We start from the raw sequence: 20,451 nt of genomic DNA on the forward strand, positions 1-20,451 counted from the left end.
AAACGCCCGCCATGCACTTGCATGGCGGGCGTTCTAGTTCTGGTGTTCTAGCTTTGGTGTTCTAGTTCTGACGCTCTAGTTCGACCTTGGCGATATTGGTGTCAGCTACCGCAGACCTTGCCGTAGCCGTACATGCTATCGAAGCCCGGGATTCGCTGCTCCCAGACCGGTGGTGTGCCTACCACTTCCTGCAAACAATCGCTGAAGCGACGCGTTTTCTGCGGTAGATACTGACGGTGCGGGTAGACCAGATGAATAAAGGGCAATGGCTTCATCGTTACTTCGGTCAGCAGTGGGATCAACTCACCAGTGAGTATTTCATCATTGATGTTGATGGCCGATACCATGCCGTAACAGGCGCCTGACTTGATGGCGCTTAGCAGGACATCGCCATCATTGACCTTGAGGCGTGAGTCCAATGCGACCTTCTCCTCGACGCCACTTTCACTGCATATGCGTAGGCGGTCGAGAATAAAGCCATCACGGGAGTAGACGGCCGCGGGCAGGCCTGAAAGGTCTTCCGTGGTCTTTGGCATGCCATAGCGCTCGATAAAGGCAGGGGATGCGCAAATCAAGTGACGGTGCGCTGCCAACGGGCGAGCAATCAGATTGGAATCCTCAAGCTCCGACATGCGGATGGCGAGGTCATACCCACCACCGATGATGTCCGTCAGGTGATCTTCCAGACGTACTTCTACTTGAGTGTCCGGATAGCGTTCCATATACAGGCGGACTGCCTGAGCTACATAAGTGCGACCGAAATGGCTTGGGCTGGTGATCTTGAGTACACCACGTGGCCCATCCTGATAGGCGCCAGCCACATCGTCAGTATCTTCCAGTACCTCACGCAGTCGTAGTGCATGCTGATGAATCTCACGTCCTGCATCAGTCAATGCCAGCGAGCGAGTGGAACGATTGAAAAGGCGAATCTGAAGCTCTTCTTCCAGGCGGCTAATCTGTTTGGAAACCACCGAGCGATTGACCTGACGATGGTCTGCCGCTTTGGAAAAACTCTGCGTTTCCACGACATCTAGAAACAGCAACAAGCGGGATGCTTTATCCACGGTATGACCTCTCGTGATGCAATCGGAAAAGTGGTCACTTCGCTGCTTGCCTTGATGGCAGGAAGTGATGTGACTATCGATGTCGCCAGGTGAGTGCTGATGGCAAGAAGGTGTGATTCGCAAAGCTTAGCACGGCGACTGTTTCCTCTAATACCACGCGCCACGCTATTTCATCGCCTTTCCTGTTGCCAATAATGCATCAAAGTCATGTTTTCCTGATGCTATCGACATGGGATGCAAAGTCTTAGAATCATCTGTCTAACCACAGGGGCTGACTTCTGAGGCTCTTGTCATTTTTTGACCAGCGATGCCTGGCATGCTGGGAGTGAGTGAATGTCTTCGAAAATCATGCAACCCACATCGTCGTCGCCCGATTGCCCAAGTACCCGTGAGCTGATGTCGCGACTGTGGCGCAGCACCTTGCCCATGACAATCGGAATAATGGGGCTGCTGGGCTTCAACCTGGTCGATGCTGCTTTTGTGTCTCGTCTGGGTACGGCGCCACTGGCGGCTCAGTCCTTCACCTTTCCGCTGACGTTCTTGATCATTGGTGTTCAGGTCGGAATGGGGATTGCGATTGCCGCGATTGTCTCGCGTACGCTGGGCGCAGAAGAGGATGCGCGCGCGCGCCGCTTGGGAGGAGTCGTGGTCTTGGCATCCGGTGGTGTGCTCGCGTTGTTGCTGCTATTGCTGTGGATAGTGCGCGTACCAGCCTTCCATCTGCTGGGCGCCAATGATCAGGAACTCACGCTGATCGAGCAATATTGGGGGCCGTGGCTGGTCGCCAGTTGGCTGGGTGCGATGGCTTATGTGCTCTACAGCCTGTTTCGTGCGCACGGTAATACTCGGCTGCCGGGTGTGATGATGCTGATCACCAGCTTATTGAACCTGGCGCTCGATCCTCTGTTGATCTTCGGTCTCGGCCCGATTCCTGGCTTTGGTCTGGCAGGAGCTGCCTGGGCGACCTTGATCGCTTTTGCCATCGGCCTGGTGATCACGGCAAGCAAGTTGAGTGGACAGGGATGGGTCGAGTATCGCGGTCTGCTTCGTGAGTGGCGTGAATCACGTCGTCAGTTGATGGGGATTGCAGGTCCGGCCATGCTTTGCCAGATGATGCCTGCGCTGGCAGCCATGCTGGTCACAGCGATTGTGGCAAGCCTGGGACAGACTCAGGTCGCCGCCTGGGGTATTGCCTCTCGGCTTGAGACCTTCTCGCTGATCGTGGTGCTGGCATTGACCATGTCGCTGCCGCCGTGGCTAGGGCGTTGTTACGGGGCAGGTCGCTGGCAAGAGGTTCGCCGCCTGATGAACCTGGTCGCGCGCGTGGTCGTTGTCTGGCAGCTGATATTGGGCGTTATCGTGACCTTGCTGGCATCGCCGCTGGCGAATGTACTGGTCGGTAGCAGTGACGTGGCTGAAGCACTGGTCCTGCTGGTGCCGTGGATGCTGCCCAGCTATGCCTTCCTGGGCATCTGTATGCTGGTGGTGTCTGCGGCCAATGCGCTGGGCTGGCCATTGCGGGCAACGTTGTTGTCCTTCATTCGTCTTTTTGTCTGCTTTCTGCCGGCGGTGTGGATCGGGGCTCAGATGGATGGTCTGCGTGGGGTGGCGATCGGTGCCGCCATTGGCAATCTGCTGGCGGGTATCGTTGCCTGGCGGTTGTATCGTCAGGCCATCGGTAGCTTGGGCAAGCCATTACGCAAGATTTCTGCAGCGGCCTCCGTCTGAACTAAAAGGGGTGGCGTAGACGCAAGGTCTTGAGGGATAAATGAGATAGCCAACAACGCAGTGCGCAACAAAAAAGCGGCCATTCTAAAAATGACCGCTTTTTTGTTGTTTAACACTATAGAGTCGGCAAAATTACCTAATATTTTTCTGATTACTGGGTATATAACAGAATATTAGTGATGAGCGGTGGCCCTATACTGGTGATATTCAGGTCAAGCAGCTGCGAGTAATCGGTTGCCCGATAATGGCCTATTGAATTCATCCGGTGCTGATGGGCGCTGGATATGCTTTTCATTTACCGCAGGGCGCGGTTTGCAGTCACGGAGTAGGCCAACATGAAAATTCTTGTGCTCGGAAGCGGCGTCGTCGGTGTCACCAGTGCCTACTATCTCGCACGCCAGGGTCATGAGGTCACGGTGGTGGATCGTCAGGCCAGCCCTGCGATGGAAACCAGCTACGGTAACGCAGGACAGGTATCCTTCGGATTCTCATCTCCTTGGGCAGCCCCTGGCATTCCGCAGAAAGCCGTCAAGTGGATGTTCCAGGAGCACGCGCCGCTCAAGATTCAGCCGCGCATGGATCCGCAGATGGCCAAGTTCATGGTCAAGATGTTCGCCAATTGCAATGCTGATCGCTATGCCGTCAACAAGGAGCGCATGGTGCGCGTCGCCGAGTACAGCCGCCTGTGCATCAACGCGCTGCGTGACGACACTGGCCTGCGTTACGAAGATCGCCAGCAAGGTCTGCTGCAGTTGTTCCGCACTGAGGCTCAGGTGGAAGCGGTACAGAAGGACATGAAGGTACTGGCAGGCTGTGGCGTGCGTCACTCCTTGCTGGACGCTGATGCCTGTGCACTCGTCGAGCCGGCTCTGGCTCGCGTACCGGGCAAGTTCATCGCTGGCCTGCACTTGCCGGATGACCAGACGGGCGATTGCCATCTCTTTACCAATCGACTGGCAGATTATTGCCGCGACACTCTCGGCGTGACGTTTGTCTTCAATACCACCATTCAGCGTATTCAGCGCAGTGGCAGCCGTATTGAAAAGGTCATCACGGACCGTGGCGAGATGACGGCGGATAGTTATGTCATGTGTCTGGGTAGCTACTCACCGTTTCTGGCCAAGGATCTGGATCTGGACCTGCCGATCTATCCGGTCAAGGGCTACAGCCTGACAGTGCCGATCATCGACGCCGATGCCGCGCCGCAGTCTACTGTCATGGATGAAACCTACAAGGTGGCGCTGACGCGCTTTGATGACCGCATTCGTGTCGGCGGCACTGCCGAGCTGGCATCCTTCGATCTGTCACTGCTTGAGAAGCGCCGCGCGACCATCAACATGGTCGTCCGCGATATCTTCCCTGAAGCCGGCGACTATGCACGTGCCGAGTTCTGGGCTGGCCTGCGCCCGATGACACCGGATTCCACGCCGATCATTGGTGCCACCAAGTATGACAATCTGTGGTTGAACACTGGTCACGGTACCCTGGGCTGGACCATGAGCTGTGGCAGTGCGAGCCTGTTGGCGGACCTGGTAGACGGCCGCAAGCCCGGTATTGATCCGAATGGTTTGAGCCTCGGTCGTTACGCCGCCTGATCGTTTTTGATGTTTTCTCATCGATTGATACTGTCTCGTTGATTGATGTTTCCCCTAGTGATTGATGGCTTCTTGAGGAATGACGCATGACCAAGCAGATTATCTCCACCGAATCCGCGCCGGCCGCGATTGGCCCGTACTCCCAAGCAGTTCAGACGGGCAATCTGGTGTTCCTGTCCGGCCAGATCCCATTGGACCCGGCTACCATGGAAGTGGTTGAAGGCGGCTTTGAAGCACAGGCAGATCAAGTGTTCCGCAACCTCAAGGCGGTGTGTGAAGCGGCTGGCGGTAGTCTGGATCAACTGGTCAAGGTCAACTTGTTCCTGACCGACCTGAGCAACTTTGCCGTGGTCAATACCTTGATGGAGCAGTACTTCACTCAGCCGTATCCGGCGCGTGCTGCCGTCGGCGTCAAGGAGCTGCCCAAGGGCGCGCTGTTTGAAGCGGAAGGCGTGCTTGCGCTGTCCTGATCCGTCGATGCTCTGACGCCAGGCTGCCCTGATGCCACTGGGCCATCGATGGCAAGCCATACCACCACCCTCGCTGATTCGTCAGCGAGGGTGGCGTCGTTCTGGGGAGCTGCTTTCATAACGTGCGTGACATTTAGTCTCAGCATGATTAGCGTAAGGCTAAAATAGGCAGATGCCGCTGACTCGATCACAGGGGCATATCGGTCGATATCTTCAGGGAGCAACAAGATGGCGCAGTCAGACACCGGAACACGTGAGCCAGGCATGCGGCTGCGGCAGCTGGAAATGCTATGGGCAGTCATCGAATGTGGCTCGATGAAGGGCGGTGCGGCGCAGCTGGGTATCAGCGTACCGGTTGTCTCGCGTGGGTTGGCGCAGCTTGAGCAGACGCTGGGCTATTCGCTGTTTCTGCGTGAAGGCGGCCGCTTGGTGCCGACGCCTGAGGCTGAGCGGCTGACGCCATCGCTGGCACAGATGTTCACGGCACAATCCGAGTTGCGTCGTCTGGCATTTGGGCCTGGCAGTGGTACTCGTCCACGGCTGGTCTTGGCAGTAACACCTGCGCTTGAAGCCTTCAGTGCTGGTTGGCTGACGCGTATCGCAGCCTGTGAAGCGCTGAGTGACTGGTTGCCGGTGATTGAGGTGATGGAGCCATCGCAGCAGGTAGAGGCCGCGCGCGAAGGGCGGGTAGCAATGGCAGTGAATCTGGAAGCACCGCCAGAGCCGCAGGGTGGCAAGCGGGCTGCGACAGCGGCGGCGCGTGCGCGTGAGCTCAACGCCAGCCTGCGGCAGCGTGCCCGTGAAGAGACCGTCCTGATAGAAGACGAGGATGGCACGAGTGCGACAGCTACCATGCCAGAGCTGGGAGACAATCCGTCGTCGAGTGAGCCGGAATCTGTCATTGAGGCACCGGTGACGGACGCGTCAGACGAGGAGACTACTGCTCATCAGCAGCAAGTCCTCAGGCTACCATTGATGCTGTTATGGCCGGCGCGTTGGCCGTTGTTGAACAAGCCGCTGTGTCTGGCCCGCCTCAATGAGCGCCCGTTTGTCGATTTGCCAGAGAACACTAGCCAAGGGCGTCTGATCAGAGGGTTGCTCAAGCGTGAGCGAGTGACACCTGCGATACAGGCTGAAGCGGCAACGCCAGACAGTGCAGGGCGGTTGGCCTGCTCAGGTGTGGCAGCCACCATTATCGATGTGCTCTCGGCTCGTCAGACCCTGAGCGGAGCCAACGGCAGTCTGATTGGAATGGCACTATCGATGCGCAGTGAACGTTATCTGGAATTGAGTTGGCAGCTGCCGGTGGCGGAAGATGGCAGTGCTGAGCAGGAAGTGCAGACACGATTGATCGCCTTGCTGGAAGCCGAAGTGGCAGCGTGTCTTGCCGAGCTTCCGACAGGGAATGACGAGCAGGAATGATTGAGGTAAAGCCGTCTTCTTGATCTAAAAAGTACGAGTCTAAAAATACAAGGCATGAAAGCACGAAGCCCGCCAATTGGCGGGCTTCGTGCTTTCATGCATCTCGCAGCATCAAGCGCTGGCTTTACAGCCTAGCCTTTGACGACAGCAGCGATAGCCTTGGCCACGTAGGACAGGTTCTCGGTCGAGAAGCCCGCCACATTGGCACGACCAGAGCGCACCATGTAGATGCCGAATTCGTCACGCAGACGGTCAACCTGTTCCGGCGTTAGACCGGTGTAGGAGAACATGCCGCGCTGCTCCGCGATAAAGGCGAACTGCTCATCCAGACCATACGGCTTGAGCGCTTCGACGAAGTCACGACGCAGGCCATTGATGCGCTCGCGCATCTCGGTCAGTTCGCTCATCCACTCGGCGCGTAGGGTGTCGTCCTGGAGGATGTCGATCACTACTGCGCCACCGTGTGCTGGCGGGTTGGAATAGTTTTCGCGTGCGGTGATCGCGGCTTGGGAGCGCACATCCAGCATGTTCTCCTCATCCTTGGCGATCAGGATCAGGCAACCGGTACGCTCGCAGTAGATACCGAAGTTCTTGGAGCAGGAGCTGGTGATGATAGCTTCATCGACATTCTCGGCCAGCAGACGCACGCCGTAGGCATCTTCTTCCAAGCCGTCACCGAAGCCCTGATAGGCGAAATCGATCAGCGGCAGCAGCTTGCGGGACTGGACGACTTCCAGCACCTGATCCCACTGCTCACGGCTGAGATCGAAGCCGGTCGGGTTGTGGCAGCAGGCGTGCAGCAGTACCACGTCGCCTTCCGGAATCGTCTTGAGCGTCGCCAGCATGCCGGCGAAGTCGAGACGATTGTGCTCATCAACGTACGGATAATCATGACGTGTCACGCCCGCGGCATCGAAGATGCCCAGATGATTCGGCCAAGTCGGTGTGGAGAGCCAGATATCACGGCCCTTCAGGTTGCTGGCGATGAAGTCAGCGGCCAGACGCAGCGCACCGGTACCACCAGGTGCCTGAGTGGCGCTGGCACGATTGGCCGCCAGCACTGGCGAGGATGCACCGAGCACCATCGGCAGCACGACCTTGCCGAAGCGCGGATCGCCGTGAGAGCCGATGTACGTCTTGGTGACCTCATTGTCGACCAGGCGGCTTTCGGCCTGCTTGACCGCGCGCATCACCGGCGTGTTGCCGTTCGCATCGCGATAGACACCCACTCCGAGGTCGACCTTCTGCGGGTTGGTGTCCTTGTTGAAGGTCTCGATCAGGCCGAGGATGGCATCCCCGGGTACACGCGCAATCTGCTCGAACATCTTATTTCGCTACCTCGTCGGTTCTGGCGGCCATGATGAAATCGTTCTTGTGCAGGCCCTTCATCTCGTGGGACCACCAGGTCACGGTGACCTTGCCCCATTCGGTGAGAAGTGCCGGGTGGTGCCCGACTTCCTCGGCAATCTCGCCTACGCGATTGGTGAATGCCAGCGCCTGCTTGAAGTTGCGGAACGTGAAGCATCGTTCCAGTTGCATGATGCCATCGCGCTCAAGCAACTGCCACTCAGGAATGGCGCCTTTGAGCGTCTCGATTTCGCTATCGCTGACCTTGGGGGCATCGAAGCTGCAGGCTTCACAGGATTGGTTGGCAAGATCGGTCATGGGCAAATCTCCATCGTCAGGACTAGACATGAGTGATTATAGGGAACGACGTGATAGGACTTTCAAGCACTGGTGGCCCCAGCATCTTTCGGCGCAAAACGTGGTGTTTTCAGGCCAATGCGCATGGCGTCATGCACCAGCGCCATGATGTCGCGGCCTGCCAGTTCATGCAGGTCATCCAGCGATTTCAGTACATAGTAGAGCGGCTGTAAAATATCGATGCGGTAAGGCGTGCGTAGTGCCTCGACAGGATCAAAGTCGAGATGCTCAGGACGACCGAGCGTATCGCCTAACTCACCGAGCGCGTAGCGCGTCTCACGCGGTGAAGAGATGATGCCGCCGCCATACAGGCGCAAGGCGTTGCTGCCATCAGATTGGCGTTCGCGCAGCATGCCGAATTCGACGGTCATCCAGTACAGGCGTGCCAGATAGACGCGTTCTTCCTTGCTGGCGGCCAGCCCAAGGCGTCCATAGGTGGCGGTAAACTCGGCAAAGGCTGGGTTGGTCAGCATCGGGCAGTGGCCGAAAATTTCGTGAAAGATATCCGGCTCCTGCAGGTAGTCGAGTTCCTGCGGGCTACGAATGAAGGTTGCGACAGGAAAGCGCTTTGCGGCCAGCAACTCGAAAAATCGCGTAAAGGGAATCAGTGCTGGCACACGTGCGGTCTGCCAGCCGGTTGTCGCTTTCAGTACACGATCAATTTCGCCGAGCTGCGGGATGCGATCATGGGGCAAGGCAAGGCGCTCAAGACCCTGCCGATATTCACGACAGACCCGACCTTCTACCAACGCCATCTGGCGCTCCATCAGCGTTTGCCAGGTGGCATGCTCTTCCGTGCTGTAGTGGATGATTCCATTGGCATCTGGTTCACGCGCGATGTAACGGGTGCCCTTGCCCTGTGCAGAGGGAGACGAGGCCACGTGAGAATGGGGGCTGGGTGAGGGTGTGACAACGGTGTGTGTGTCAGGCCATTGCCGACCTTGCGAAGCGTTCATGCAACCTCCCTGGCGGTTTCGATACCGCTGGGCTGCGTGCGCAGCCATGTTGTTTTTTTACAGCCGTTGTATGTGTATCGCCGTATCGTTGTGGGATGCATCAAGTGATTCTGGCGCGCTTGGCATCTTCCTCTACGCTAGGCGTGCACGATGGGCTTTGGCTAGAGGAAAATGGTGTCGGTCAGCGTTTTCCGGAAGCCAGTGACAGACAATATCGTCACATAAACCTGACAGCTCTGCGCAATGGGTCGTGTGTGCCGGTATCTGTGGCATAAATGCGTCACGCCAATACATCTATCGTAAAGAAGACTTTACGACGATCTTGTCAATGCTTACGTTAACGTCATGTCATAGAGCTGCCTTGGCTGCTGGCAGACCTTTTTGATCGCGAGACACCTGACAACAACAACGCCGAGAGACACATGCGCCTCAAACTGACTTGCCAGAATCGGATCGGCATTTTGCGTGACATCCTTGCGCTCTTTGCTGACTACGGACTCAACGTGTTGCGTGGAGAGGTAGGCGGCGAAGCCAATAACACCATCTATCTTCACGTGCCCAACATGCTGCGTATGCAGCTCTCCACCTTGAAGCCTGCGCTTGAAGAGATTTCTGGCGTGTTCAAGGTGATTCGCGTCAGTTTGATGCCTACCGAGCGCCGCCATCTGGAGCTCAATGCGTTGCTGTCTTCGCTATCGGACCCAGTGATGTCCATTGATATGGATGGCCGCGTAGTCGCGGCGAATCGAGCAGCTGGCAAGCTTCTGGGAGTGCGCATCGACGAGGTGCCGGGCCTGGCACTCACACGCCATATTCAGGATGTCGATCTACCGGATCTGATTCGACGTAACAATGCTCGCGTCAACGGTCTCAGGTTGCGCGTCGGTGATGAGACGTTCCTCGCTGATATCGCGCCACTGCATACCGAGAACGAAGATGTGGCCTCGTTGGCAGGTGCCGTAGTGACACTGCACCGCGCGGACCGTCTTGGCTCGCGTATCTACCAAGTCCAGCGCACCGAGGTGCGTGGCTTCGAGGCCATTTTTCAGGCCAGTCGCCAGTTGTCAGCCGTGGTAAAAGAGGCTAGGCGCATGGCGCCGTTGGACGCGCCGCTATTGATTGAAGGTGAGACAGGGACTGGCAAGGAGCTGTTGGCACGTGCCTGTCACCTGGCCAGTCCTCGCGGGCAGGCGCCATTCATGGCGCTCAACTGTGCGGGCCTGCCGGAATCCATGGCGGAGACGGAGCTGTTTGGTTATGCACCCGGTGCCTTCGAGGGGGCACGCCCTGAAGGCAAGCTCGGGTTGTTGGAGCTGACCAGCGGCGGCACCATCTTCCTCGATGAAGTGGGTGAGATGAGCCCGCGCATGCAGGTCAAGCTGCTGCGCTTCTTGCAGGACGGCGGCTTCAGGCGTGTGGGGAGTGACGAAGAAACCTTCCTTGATGTGCGCGTTATTTGCGCCACTCAACAAGACTTGCCTGCGCTGTGTAGCGAAGGACGCTTCCGTCACGATCTCTTCCATCGTCTCAATGTGCTGTCAGTACAGATTCCGCCGTTGAGAGAGTGTCTGGATGGTCTGGAAGAGCTGGCCCGTCACTTTCTTGAACGTGCTGTACGCCAGATTGGTGCTCGCGTACGCGATATTTCGCCGGAGGCGATGGCGCGCCTGCGCGGCTACCACTGGCCGGGCAACGTGCGTCAGCTGGAGAACGTACTGTTTCAGGCCGTATCGTTGTGCGACGGCGAGGTGATCGAGGCGGTGCACCTGCGTCTGACAGGAGAGGCACGTGAAGACGGTCTCGAGAGCATCGATCTGGCGGGTAGCCTCGGCGATATCCACGATGAGGTAGAGAGGCGGGTACTGGCGCGACTGTATCCGGATTTTCCCTCTAGTCGCCTATTGGCGAGGCGCTTGGGTGTATCGCACACCACCATTGCCAACAAGCTCAAGCGTCATGGTATCGGCCAGGAGTGAGTCATTCTTGATCGACGAATATCCGTATTATTGAATTGTCTTGCCTGCTGGTGAAGCGTATGATTCGCCCATTTTATTAGCACGCTAAATTAAACGCAGGCTCTCAAAAGTTACTTGTATAAGGGCTTCATGAGGGCCTGCTGTCGCGAGGATGGTCATGCAGGAAAATTCAGCCGTGGTTGATTTTGAGCCGCGCCCGGACAAGTCATGTCCGGAAGAGTTGCATCTCCACGAAACAATCAAGCCCTCGTTAGGGGGGCTGGTCGGTCGCGTTCATCGTGTGTGGCGCACGGCCATCACTATCGCAGTTCAGCCGCTTGGCATGACTGAGGCACGCTGGACGGTCATGGTGCATCTGGACAAGCTCGGCGAGGGCTGTACCCAGCAGATGCTCGCCAGTGAGCTGGGTATCGAGATGCCCTCGTTGACGCGGACTCTCAATCAGCTGGAAGCCCAGCAGCTGATTCGGCGTGGTGCGCATGCTACTGACAAGCGCGCTCGCTGCTTGTGGTTCACCGCAGCGGGGCGTGACTGCTTGCAGCAAGTCGCCGAGCGTATCTCTCGAGTGCGTTCCGAGCTGTATGTCGGTTTCGATGATGCTGATCTGAACCAGTTCGCTGAAATGCTGCTGACCCTGGAAGCCAATGCGAGTGTCAGTATCCATCGCTCCCAGGCGGATAGACATGCATCGCTGGGAGATGAGGGCAACATGGCATGACTTTCGGTAATGTCATCGCGGACTTTTCGTGACCGATTGGCTCTTTCTTGATCGCTGATACTCAGCGCGGCGCATCATAGCGACCTGCGGTGCCATGAGTGAAGACGACCTGCCACAGCTGGAGCTGTCGGGCACGGAAGGCACCGGCACAGGCGCCGAGATAGTACTCGAACATGCGCTTGTCACGTGGTGAATAGGTATCGGCCAGTGCATTCCAATGAGCATCGAGATTCGCTCGCCAGGCCATCAGCGTCGGATCATAGTCGGCGCCGAAGTTGTGCCAGTCTTCCATGATCAGGTGGTCTTCGCTGGCGCGGATCAGCTGACTGGCGCTGGGAAGAACGCCATTGGGGAAGATGTAGCGGTTGACCCATGGGTCGGCGGAGATATCGCTCTGGTTGGAGCCGATAGTGTGCAACACGAAGCGGCCGCCGGGGCGTAGCAGGCGTGCGGCATGAGTAAAGTAGGTGGCGTAGTTCTTGTGGCCGACGTGTTCGAACATGCCGATGGAGACGATGGCATCGAAAGTACCTACCTCACGGCGGAAATCCTCATCGCGATAGTCCTTGAGTAGAATTTCCACGGGGAGGCCACTGCAGTACTCGCGGGCCAAGGCGGCCTGCTCAGCGGAGATGGTGATGCCGACGACTTCCACGCCATAGTGGTGCGCGGCGTAAGCGGCGAAGCTCCCCCAGCCACAGCCGATATCCAGCACCCGCATACCGGGTTCCAGTCCGAGCTTGCGGCAGGCCAGGTCGAGCTTGGCCTCCTGAGCAAGCTGGAGATTGTCAGGCGTGGTGGCCAACCCCTTCCAGTAGCCGCAGCTGTAGCACAGAGTGGTGTCGAGCATGAGGGTAAAGAGATCGTTGCCGAAGTCGTAATGTACCTTACCCACCTCGCCGGCGCGTCGACGACTCTGCAGATTGATGACGCCGGCCTGTAGGCGATAGGCGATCCGCTCACCGAAGGTGTGGGCACGATGGCCCAAGCCATGTTTCAGCAGGCGATATATCATCTCGTCGATCTGCTCGCAGTCCCACCAGCCCTCCATGTAGGCCTCGCCCAATCCAAGGCTGCCTTGATGCAGTACACGGCGGAAAAGATCTGGGTGTCGGACGCATATGTCCCAGGGCTGATCACCATTGAGTCTGACTCCGGAGCCTTTCAGCAGGCGTTCAGTCACCTGTCGGTGTCGGGTGTCAGGTAAAGCGGTAGGGGCCAAGCGTTGCTCGAGGGTCATGGGTAGCCTCCTTGACGGCGCAATGAGCGCAAAGGGTGTCCTGATGGGTTCGTCATGGCATGTTGTCAGCCAGCATGTGTCTGGTGTGTTGTGTCATAGACCGATATGCAGGGCTGTCGTGGTGCTTGTTGTCATCTTGGGCGCTTTAGAAGATAGCCGCAGTAGTAGAAGTATTGCTCACAGCATAGACAAGCGACGCCTGATATGGAGGGATAGTATCAATCATCTATTGCAACAGATCGTTGCGCTGGCTGTGGCAATGGGAGGCATGCAGGGCAGGAATCGAAATTTCTCAAGCGCTGAAGGTGTTATCAGAGATATTGGGAATAGCACATTGCTGCGCTAGCCCATCACCAATGTCGCACATGAAAAAGCCGCCCAGTGGGCGGCTTTTTCATGTGCTTCTCTTTATATCAATGCTAGGCGTAGCGCTTAACGGCAGCGTACGGTCCATACGACCTTGTAGCCTTCGCCTTCGTGAGTGGCAGCGGCCATTTCGGTGTCTTCATTGACGGTGCCGCCTTCCAGCTGACGGTTGCCGTCGGCATTCTTGGCAGTGGCATCTTCCGGGCCGAAGACGCGGGAATCGATCACATCATACTTGTCGCGATCCTGCTCTTCGCAGACCTCAAGTGCGCGCTCCTTGACCTGAGCGAGAGCATCGTCACGGTTCTCGTCGACAGCGCTGACTTCATAGCGCGTGTCCTGCTTCTCGATCACGCTGGTGTTACCGCAACCGGCAATGAAGGCGGAACCAGCGATAGCCAGTGTCATGAAGGTGGTACGCATTGCAGTGGAAGTCATGGTCATGATCTCTCCTTGATGTGATTAACGCCTGACTGCTCACGGCTTACATATCAACCGTGTCTGGCGGAGTAGAGCAGCAAAGCCTGTGGCAACACTTTGCCATGCACCTCAATCTTGGGGCACCGCGGGTGGATTCAAGTGTAGAGATGTTTCGACGCGAACTGTCTGTCGACGGCAACAGGATGGGATTGCCGTGATTACCCACCGCGGCTGAAGGCACTGAGATCCTTCTGCCACTTTGGTCGCGAGATGTCTCAAATAGACATGTCGATGCCTCATCTGGACAGCTGGCGAATGCTCACCGGCCTACGCTGCGGGCATCCCTTCCTATTGGACGCCATACCGATAGTGGGTCATCTCGCGCCAGGCGTATCAAGCGCCATTCACGCAAGCGCCGCCATCTACGCCAATCAGGAGTACGTCATGTCAGCCAATGCCAATCGCGGAGTCGTCTATCAGGGCGGTGGAAAGGTCAGTGTCGAGTCGCTGGATTATCCGACACTCGCACTGGGAAATCGCAAGTGTGAGCACGGCGTCATCCTCAAGGTTGTCTCGACCAACATCTGCGGTAGTGACCAGCACATGGTGCGTGGCCGGACGACAGCACCCGAAGGGCTGGTTCTGGGGCACGAGATCACCGGACTGGTCGTTGAGGCTGGGCGTGACGTGGAATTCATCAAGGTTGGTGACATCGTGTCGGTGCCGTTCAATATTGCCTGTGGCCGTTGCCGTAGCTGCAAGGAAGGCAAGACCGGCATCTGTCTCAACGTCAATCCGGCACGTCCCGGCGCTGCTTACGGTTATGTCGACATGGGGGGCTGGACCGGCGGCCAGACGGATTACGTCATGGTGCCGTACGCTGATTTCAACCTGCTCAAATTCCCGGATGCCGATCAGGCGATGGAGAAGATTCGTGATCTGACGCTGCTGTCAGACATCTTCCCGACAGGGTTCCATGGCTGTGTGACGGCGGGTGTCGGCCCGGGCTCCACTGTCTATATCGCAGGTGCAGGGCCAGTGGGTCTGGCGGCGGCGGTCTCTGCTCAGCTACTGGGTGCGGCCTGCGTTATCGTCGGCGACATGATTCCTGAGCGTCTCAAGCAGGCCGAGAGCTTTGGTTGCGAAACCATTGATCTGCGTCAGGAAGGTTCAATGGAAGACAAGGTCGAGGTGATTCTGGGCGATCGCGAAGTCGATTGCTTCGTTGACTGTGTCGGCTTTGAAGCCCACGGCTGTGGTTGCGACCACGGACGCGAGCAACCGGCGACGGTGCTGAACTCGGCGATGGCACTGACACGCGCTGGCGGGCAGATCGGCATCCCGGGCCTTTATGTCACCGAAGACCCGGGTGCCGAGGATGAGGCAGCGAAGATCGGTGCACTCTCTATGCGCTTCGGGCTCGGCTGGGCCAAGTCTCACTCGCTGCATACTGGCCAGTGCCCAGTGATGAAGTATCACCGCCCGCTGATGCAGGCGATTCTGTTCGGTCGCGTCAACATCGCGGATGCCGTCAATGTTCAGGTCATCAGTCTGGAAGAAGCGCCACAGGGATATGCCGATTTTGATGGTGGTGCCGCCAAGAAATTCGTGATCGATCCGCACTCCATGGTGCGTAACGGCCGCGCTGCCTGAGGCCAGGCAGGACTGACATCTTGTGATAGCAAGTCTTGTGGCAGTAAATGTAGCAAGCCTTGTTGTCGTCATTTTTCCGTAAACGACGATGCCACGCCTTGATCACAAGGCGTGGCATCGTCGTGTCTGGCTGCTGGAAGCGATGTTCAGGCTGATGAACAGTGCGCCTCGATCAGCATCATCAGGCGGGCAAGCTCCTGCTCGACCTGCTCATCCAGCGCAAGGCCGATATTGAGTCGCAGGCAATTCAGGTAGCGCGTTGATTCGGTAAACCACGGCCCGATGCGGATATCGAGCTGTGCCTGCTCGGCGGCCTTGCCAACGGCGCTGGCATCCAGGCCAGGTACCTCAATCCAGAGCACCAGGCCGCCATCCGGCTGCGTCACGCGGCTACCTGAGGGCAGATGCTGACTCAGATAGCGGAGATAGCCGGCCTTGTGCTGGCGGATGAGATGGCGGGTTCGTTTGAGATGGCTCGCATAGGCGCCACTCTCGATGAAGTCCGCGACTGCGCACTGCACCAGAGTCGGCACACCGAGTGCACGTTTGAGATAGGACTGGAAGAAGCGGCCGGGTCGACACCAGCCAAGTCGATAGCTCGGCGACAGGGTCTTTGAGACCGAGCCACACCACAGCACGAAGCCGCCCTCATCGTGGTAGGCCGTTGGCAATGGCAGTGGCTGATGATGCGTCAGTTCGAGATAGACATCATCTTCGATCACCGGCACGCGGTAGTGATTGGCCAGACTGGCGAGTCGCTGCTTCTGCGTAGGGGAAAGAGTGATCCCCTGTGGATTCATGTGGGTGGTGCAGAACAGTCCGGCCTGTAGCTGGCCGCGTGCCAGATGTTGCTCGAACTGGTCGAGATCGATGCCCTCCGCGCACGAGGGAATTTCGATGATTTTCAACGACAGCTGTGACAGCAGGTCCAGCAGGCCGTTGTAACACGGTGAGCTGACCGCCACCGTATCGCCGGGTTGAGTGCAGACCTGCAGCGCCGTCTTGACCGCATCCATGCAACCGTGGGTGATGACCAGTTCCTCACCCCTCAGAGGAAAGCCGGCCTGGGTGAAATGTGTCGCCAGCGTACTTAACAGCGCGGGTTCGCCTTGAGGGGCAGGGTACTGAGTGAGCGTGTGTGAGGCACGTTGCATGGCACGGCGCAGGCTGCGATCTAGCGCCTGTCGAGTCACCTTGTCCAGCGCTAGATGCGCCGTGCCGAGCGGTCCGCACACGATGTCTGTGCGGTGGCGAAGCGTGGTGGGAGTGGTGACTCGGCTTTGAAACGGTTGCCAGGTGGGTATGGGCACGACATGCGATTGATCGGCGATGAAGAATCCTGCCTGCGGGCGAGCCATCAACCATCCCTGCGACTCCAGCTCCGCATAACAGCTGACTGCCGTCGAGACGCTGATGCCATGCTGGTGGGCAAACTGGCGCAGCGACAGCATGCGGTCACCGGAAGTCAGCTTTCCGGCCTGGATGTCGTGAATGCACTTCTCTGCCAGTTGTCGGTATCGCGCCATGGCTGGATGAACTGTACTGGTGGAATGTCCAGAAACTGTATCTGTACGGCTCTGAAGCGGCAAGCGAGACTGGCGTTCTTGTCCATGACACGCCGCTAGTGCTTCACCCAAGCGCCAGCACCACGCCGCGCCGCGTCTTGAATACAGGATCAGGGCCAGGGCCAAAATCAGGAGAACAGCCATGCAGGGACGGGATTTACTGCTCATCATCAGCGTGATGGCGATCTGGGGGTTCAACTTCTCGATGATCAAGCTGGGCGTCAGCGAGCTGGACCCGTTGTTGATCGCTGCGGCACGCTTCGCATGTGCCACCTTTCCTATCATCTTCTTCATTCGCAAGCCGGATGTGCCATGGCGCTATCTGATCGCCTATGGGCTGGTATTCGGGACCGGTATCTGGGGCATGGCCTCGTGCTCGATCACCTTCGGTCTGTCGTCGGGCATGGCGGCGGTACTGCTGCAGACCGATGTACTGACGACGGTGCTGGTTGGCGTGTTGCTCTACAAGGAAGTCATCTCATCACGCATGGCAGCGGGCATCCTGATCTCGCTGATGGGGCTGGTGGTCTCTATCTTCTACACCAACGGTAATGTGACACTGGCGGGAGTGGCTTTCATCATGCTGGCGGCGATCTGCTGGCCCTTGGCTGGCGTGATTCTGCGCAGTTCCGGTACGCGGGCTCCCTTTGCCTTCAATATCTGGGGCATGCTGTTTGCACCGCTACCGCTGATGGCACTGAGCATCGCGATGAACGGCTGGGGCGTGCTGAGTGCGACCTATCAACAGTGGGGCGCGGATGCCTGGATCTCGGTACTGTTTCAGGCTTATCCGACGACGCTATTCGGTTACTGGGTCTGGAACAAGATGCTGCTCAAGTACCCGATGAGTCAGCTGGCGCCCATGACGTTGCTGGTGTCGGTGTTCGCGTTGCTCAGCGGCTACGCGATCTATGATGAACAGCTGTCGCTGGCACAGTGGATCTCCTGCAGCACCTTTCTGCTGGGTATCGCGCTGGTGCTATATCCCCAACGCAACAAGACACCTGGCGAGAGTGATCGCAAGCTGCCGGCTGCAAGTCAAGATCGCGCGGAGGCATCGGTGCCCTGAGTCGGGCGTCCTGCGTTGTTGCCGTTCTTCGACTGCCTGTTGTCAGCCCCTTGTTGCCACGCATGCACTGCGTTATACCGATGTGCATGCCGCGTCATTGCATGAAGATGGCGCTCACCAGATCCGATGATGACAGGAAGGCGTTCATGACCACTGCTCACGTGACGACAGAATTTCAGCTGCCGCGTCAGGCAGATTTCTCCGACTGGCCGAATAGCCATGCCTGGCTTACACATCTGGTCAGCTTCAATACCGTGTCACGCGAGTCGAACCTGGCGCTGATCCATTGCCTGCGTGATGCACTGGAAGTGGCCGGTGTGAGTGCGGAAGTCATTCACAACGACGGTGGCGACAAGGCCAATCTGTTGGCGGTGATTGGACCTGAGGTCGAGGGCGGTGTGGTGCTCTCCGGACATACGGATGTGGTGCCGGTGGAAGGACAGGCCTGGGACAGTGACCCGTTCACGCTGCGCGAGGCTGATGGGCGCCTCTACGGGCGTGGCTCTGCTGACATGAAGGGCTTCATTGCCTGCTGCATGGCAGCGGTGCCAGCGTTGGTCGGCGCTCAGCATGAAGGCAAGCTGATGAAACCTGTCATCTTCGCCTTTTCCTACGATGAGGAGATCGGCTGTCTGGGAGCACCACGGATGATCGCTCGCCTGCGTGATCGCCTGCCGCGTCCGGCAGCGGTGCTGGTCGGAGAACCGACCATGATGGCGATCGTCGATGCCCACAAGGGCATCACGGATCTGCGCACCACGGTGACAGGCAAGCCGTCGCATTCCAGTCAGGTCTATCAGGGCGTCAGCGCGATTCATCTGGCGGCGCGCATGGTGACCTTCATCGAAGACCGCATGCAGGCACGCATTGACTGTGGACACCTTGATGAGCGTTTCGATGTGCCGCATGCCAGCTTGCATGTCGGGCGTATCGAAGGCGGTACGGCGGTCAATATCACGGCGGGTGAGTGCATCTTTGATTGGGAGCTACGTCATTTGCCGGGCGAGGATGTCGAGGCGATGCTGGCTGAGATAGATGCCTATGCGGAACGGCTGGTCGCCCCGTATCGAGAGCGGGCACCGCAGGTAGGGATTCGCAGTGAGCGCACCGTAGAGACAGTGCCGTCATTGGGCCACGGTGATCGTGATCCGGCGATTCGTCTCTGTCAGCGTCTGCTGGGCGATAGCCGCGCCAGTGAAGCCGTCACCTATACCACTGAGGCGGGCCAGTTCCAGAGCGAAGGTTGGCCGACCGTGGTCTGCGGTCCCGGCTCGATTGGCGTGGCGCATCAAGCCAATGAGTATATCGAGCTGAGTCAGCTGGCTGCCTGTGACCGCTTCCTCGCGCAACTCGTGCGCGAGCAGCAAGCTGGCTGAGGCTGCCTTCCCTCTGAGCTTATTACAGTGTGCCGGGGCGAGGCGGGTCCTGCTCCGGCATGGGCAACAACAGTGATTCACAGTGGCGCAGCAAGTGGTCGGTCAAGCGCTCAAGCGTGTTGCCACCATGGCGCCAGTGATGCCAGTAAAGTGGAACCTCGAGCGCATGATTCGGCGCAATGTCGATCAGCTCGCCGCTCTCTAGCAGATGGCGGGCCTGTTGCTCGGGAATCATGCCGTATCCCATGCCACTTAATGCCAAGCGAACGAAGCCTTCCGATGATGGACACAGGTGATGAGGGAAGGGTTCGTCAAAGCCCATGCTGGAGAGCAGGCGATGTTGCAGCTTGTCATCGCGGCCGAAGACGATGGCCGGCATGCGGCGCAGCACCTCGTGTGACAGATGCTCGGGCATCTCAAGTGAAGTGCTCTGTTTCTGGTTCTTTGTTTTGCTATCGGTCTTGTGGTCTGCGGATGACGCATCGGTGGGTATCAGGTATCGCCGCACAAAATCCGGGCTGGCCAGTGCTCGATAACGCATGCTGCCCAGCGGATGAGAGCGTGCGCCTTGCACTGGCCGTGGGGTGGCGCAGATACAGCCAGCGACCTCGCCATCGCGCATGCGCTTGAGCGCGACTTCTTGATCTTCCACCAGCATATCCAACAGCAGATCGCGCTCCTGGCAGAAGATACCGGTCACTTTCGGCCACCAGGTGGCCAGAGAATCCGCATTGATGGCGATGCGTAGACGTTGTTCGCTCTCACCCAATGCGGGAATCTGATCGAGCAGATCATGTTCCAGTAGACGCACTTGTTGTACGTGATTCAGCAAGCGACGGCCCAATGGCGTCGGCCCCAAGCGGGGAGTCCGTACCAGTACCGGCTGGCCCAGTCGCGCCTCCAGCAACTTGATACGTTGCGAGACAGCTGACTGGGTGAGTCCTAGCGCACGTGCGCCGCGCTCAAACCCCGCTTGGTCGATGACTGCCGCTAGTGCTTCCAGCAGTTTGTAATCGAGCATCAGAAATCCTTATGAGTCATTCACTGAATCAATTTCCTTGATAGAAACATCCTAGCGTACTCTGCTTCGGGCTGCAGCCGCACCGGCTTGGAAGTCATGGCGCTGTAT

17 protein-coding genes are annotated in these 20,451 nt (G+C 58.0%); 9 read left to right on the top strand and 8 right to left on the bottom strand.

Features of this window, described 5'->3' with window-relative positions:
* Positions 1-101: 101 nt before the first annotated feature.
* Positions 102-1,064 carry a LysR family transcriptional regulator gene (locus CFN46_RS05550; RefSeq protein ID WP_024952935.1) on the bottom strand — a complete coding sequence of 321 codons (963 nt, stop codon included), beginning with the start codon at positions 1,062-1,064 and terminating at the stop codon, positions 102-104.
* A 426-nt stretch (positions 1,065-1,490) separates the two neighbouring features.
* On the opposite strand from CFN46_RS05550, the gene CFN46_RS05555 reads away from it, so the two are divergent.
* The 4 genes from CFN46_RS05555 to CFN46_RS05570 all read left to right on the top strand — a co-directional run bounded on the left by CFN46_RS05555 (position 1,491) and on the right by CFN46_RS05570 (position 6,279).
* Entirely contained in the window at positions 1,491-2,792 is a 1,302-nt protein-coding gene (locus CFN46_RS05555; protein ID WP_088743047.1) for an MATE family efflux transporter, read from the top strand.
* 335 nt (positions 2,793-3,127) lie between these two features.
* Positions 3,128-4,387 (top strand): D-amino acid dehydrogenase, encoded by a 1,260-nt coding sequence (locus CFN46_RS05560; protein WP_024952936.1) that lies wholly within the window; start codon positions 3,128-3,130, stop codon positions 4,385-4,387.
* 86 nt (positions 4,388-4,473) lie between these two features.
* Positions 4,474-4,857, top strand: coding sequence for a RidA family protein (locus CFN46_RS05565; protein ID WP_088742911.1), 384 nt, complete (start codon positions 4,474-4,476; stop codon positions 4,855-4,857).
* 228 nt (positions 4,858-5,085) lie between these two features.
* Complete coding sequence (locus CFN46_RS05570; protein WP_088742912.1) at positions 5,086-6,279, top strand: LysR family transcriptional regulator; 1,194 nt, start codon at positions 5,086-5,088, stop codon at positions 6,277-6,279.
* Between the two features lie 131 nt (positions 6,280-6,410).
* Here the strand turns inward: CFN46_RS05570 and CFN46_RS05575 are convergent, their stop codons facing one another.
* From CFN46_RS05575 to phhA, 3 genes are all read right to left on the bottom strand, one after another.
* Positions 6,411-7,604, bottom strand: coding sequence for an amino acid aminotransferase (locus CFN46_RS05575; protein WP_088742913.1), 1,194 nt, complete (start codon positions 7,602-7,604; stop codon positions 6,411-6,413).
* A gap of 1 nt (position 7,605) precedes the next feature.
* Complete coding sequence (locus CFN46_RS05580; protein ID WP_024953184.1) at positions 7,606-7,944, bottom strand: 4a-hydroxytetrahydrobiopterin dehydratase; 339 nt, start codon at positions 7,942-7,944, stop codon at positions 7,606-7,608.
* Between the two features lie 62 nt (positions 7,945-8,006).
* Positions 8,007-8,939, bottom strand: coding sequence for a phenylalanine 4-monooxygenase (gene phhA / locus CFN46_RS05585; RefSeq protein ID WP_088742914.1), 933 nt, complete (start codon positions 8,937-8,939; stop codon positions 8,007-8,009).
* 422 nt (positions 8,940-9,361) lie between these two features.
* On the opposite strand from phhA, the gene CFN46_RS05590 reads away from it, so the two are divergent.
* Both CFN46_RS05590 and CFN46_RS05595 read left to right on the top strand, forming a co-directional pair.
* Positions 9,362-10,915 carry a sigma-54-dependent transcriptional regulator gene (locus tag CFN46_RS05590; RefSeq protein WP_024953182.1) on the top strand — a complete coding sequence of 518 codons (1,554 nt, stop codon included), beginning with the start codon at positions 9,362-9,364 and terminating at the stop codon, positions 10,913-10,915.
* 157 nt (positions 10,916-11,072) lie between these two features.
* A complete protein-coding gene (locus CFN46_RS05595; protein ID WP_088743048.1) occupies positions 11,073-11,633 on the top strand; it encodes a MarR family winged helix-turn-helix transcriptional regulator in 561 nt (186 codons plus the stop codon).
* A gap of 61 nt (positions 11,634-11,694) precedes the next feature.
* On the opposite strand, the gene cfa is transcribed toward CFN46_RS05595, so the two are convergent.
* The gene (gene cfa, locus CFN46_RS05600) at positions 11,695-12,873 is read right to left on the bottom strand and encodes a cyclopropane fatty acyl phospholipid synthase (protein ID WP_024953180.1); all 1,179 of its coding nucleotides are present in this window, start codon (positions 12,871-12,873) and stop codon (positions 11,695-11,697) included.
* A 432-nt stretch (positions 12,874-13,305) separates the two neighbouring features.
* Positions 13,306-13,683 (bottom strand): hypothetical protein, encoded by a 378-nt coding sequence (locus CFN46_RS05610; protein ID WP_024953179.1) that lies wholly within the window; start codon positions 13,681-13,683, stop codon positions 13,306-13,308.
* 420 nt (positions 13,684-14,103) lie between these two features.
* Between CFN46_RS05610 and fdhA the strand changes: the two genes are divergently transcribed.
* The gene (gene fdhA, locus CFN46_RS05615; RefSeq protein WP_024953178.1) at positions 14,104-15,312 is read left to right on the top strand and encodes a formaldehyde dehydrogenase, glutathione-independent; all 1,209 of its coding nucleotides are present in this window, start codon (positions 14,104-14,106) and stop codon (positions 15,310-15,312) included.
* Positions 15,313-15,458: 146 nt separating this feature from the next.
* Here fdhA and CFN46_RS05620 read toward each other — a convergent pair whose 3' ends face one another.
* A complete protein-coding gene (locus CFN46_RS05620; protein ID WP_088743049.1) occupies positions 15,459-16,838 on the bottom strand; it encodes a PLP-dependent aminotransferase family protein in 1,380 nt (459 codons plus the stop codon).
* Positions 16,839-17,019: 181 nt separating this feature from the next.
* On the opposite strand from CFN46_RS05620, the gene CFN46_RS05625 reads away from it, so the two are divergent.
* Positions 17,020-17,946, top strand: a complete 927-nt coding sequence (locus tag CFN46_RS05625; RefSeq protein WP_088742916.1) for an EamA family transporter — start codon at positions 17,020-17,022, stop codon at positions 17,944-17,946.
* Positions 17,947-18,092: 146 nt separating this feature from the next.
* Entirely contained in the window at positions 18,093-19,322 is a 1,230-nt protein-coding gene (gene argE / locus CFN46_RS05630; RefSeq protein ID WP_088742917.1) for an acetylornithine deacetylase, read from the top strand.
* 22 nt (positions 19,323-19,344) lie between these two features.
* On the opposite strand, the gene CFN46_RS05635 is transcribed toward argE, so the two are convergent.
* On the bottom strand, positions 19,345-20,343 hold the full coding sequence (locus CFN46_RS05635) for a LysR family transcriptional regulator ArgP (protein WP_088742918.1): 999 nt from the start codon (positions 20,341-20,343) through the stop codon (positions 19,345-19,347).
* Positions 20,344-20,451 lie beyond the last annotated feature (108 nt).

Source organism: Cobetia sp. QF-1, assembly GCF_002213105.1.
GTDB classification, from domain to species: Bacteria; Pseudomonadota; Gammaproteobacteria; order Pseudomonadales; family Halomonadaceae; genus Cobetia; species Cobetia crustatorum.

Bases quoted from the DNA above. Each gene is read 5' to 3' on its own strand.
- CFN46_RS05555 (WP_088743047.1), top strand. From the start codon at position 1,491: ATGACAATCGGAATAATGGGGCTGCTGGGCTTCAACCTGGTCGATGCT.
- CFN46_RS05560 (WP_024952936.1), top strand. From the start codon at position 3,128: ATGAAAATTCTTGTGCTCGGAAGCGGCGTCGTCGGTGTCACCAGTGCC.
- CFN46_RS05565 (WP_088742911.1), top strand. From the start codon at position 4,474: ATGACCAAGCAGATTATCTCCACCGAATCCGCGCCGGCCGCGATTGGC.
- CFN46_RS05570 (WP_088742912.1), top strand. From the start codon at position 5,086: ATGGCGCAGTCAGACACCGGAACACGTGAGCCAGGCATGCGGCTGCGG.
- CFN46_RS05575 (WP_088742913.1), bottom strand. From the start codon at position 7,604: ATGTTCGAGCAGATTGCGCGTGTACCCGGGGATGCCATCCTCGGCCTG.
- CFN46_RS05580 (WP_024953184.1), bottom strand. From the start codon at position 7,944: ATGACCGATCTTGCCAACCAATCCTGTGAAGCCTGCAGCTTCGATGCC.
- phhA (WP_088742914.1), bottom strand. From the start codon at position 8,939: ATGAACGCTTCGCAAGGTCGGCAATGGCCTGACACACACACCGTTGTC.
- CFN46_RS05590 (WP_024953182.1), top strand. From the start codon at position 9,362: ATGCGCCTCAAACTGACTTGCCAGAATCGGATCGGCATTTTGCGTGAC.
- CFN46_RS05595 (WP_088743048.1), top strand. From the start codon at position 11,073: ATGCAGGAAAATTCAGCCGTGGTTGATTTTGAGCCGCGCCCGGACAAG.
- cfa (WP_024953180.1), bottom strand. From the start codon at position 12,873: ATGACCCTCGAGCAACGCTTGGCCCCTACCGCTTTACCTGACACCCGA.
- CFN46_RS05610 (WP_024953179.1), bottom strand. From the start codon at position 13,683: ATGACCATGACTTCCACTGCAATGCGTACCACCTTCATGACACTGGCT.
- fdhA (WP_024953178.1), top strand. From the start codon at position 14,104: ATGTCAGCCAATGCCAATCGCGGAGTCGTCTATCAGGGCGGTGGAAAG.
- CFN46_RS05620 (WP_088743049.1), bottom strand. From the start codon at position 16,838: ATGGCGCGATACCGACAACTGGCAGAGAAGTGCATTCACGACATCCAG.
- CFN46_RS05625 (WP_088742916.1), top strand. From the start codon at position 17,020: ATGCAGGGACGGGATTTACTGCTCATCATCAGCGTGATGGCGATCTGG.
- argE (WP_088742917.1), top strand. From the start codon at position 18,093: ATGACCACTGCTCACGTGACGACAGAATTTCAGCTGCCGCGTCAGGCA.
- CFN46_RS05635 (WP_088742918.1), bottom strand. From the start codon at position 20,343: ATGCTCGATTACAAACTGCTGGAAGCACTAGCGGCAGTCATCGACCAA.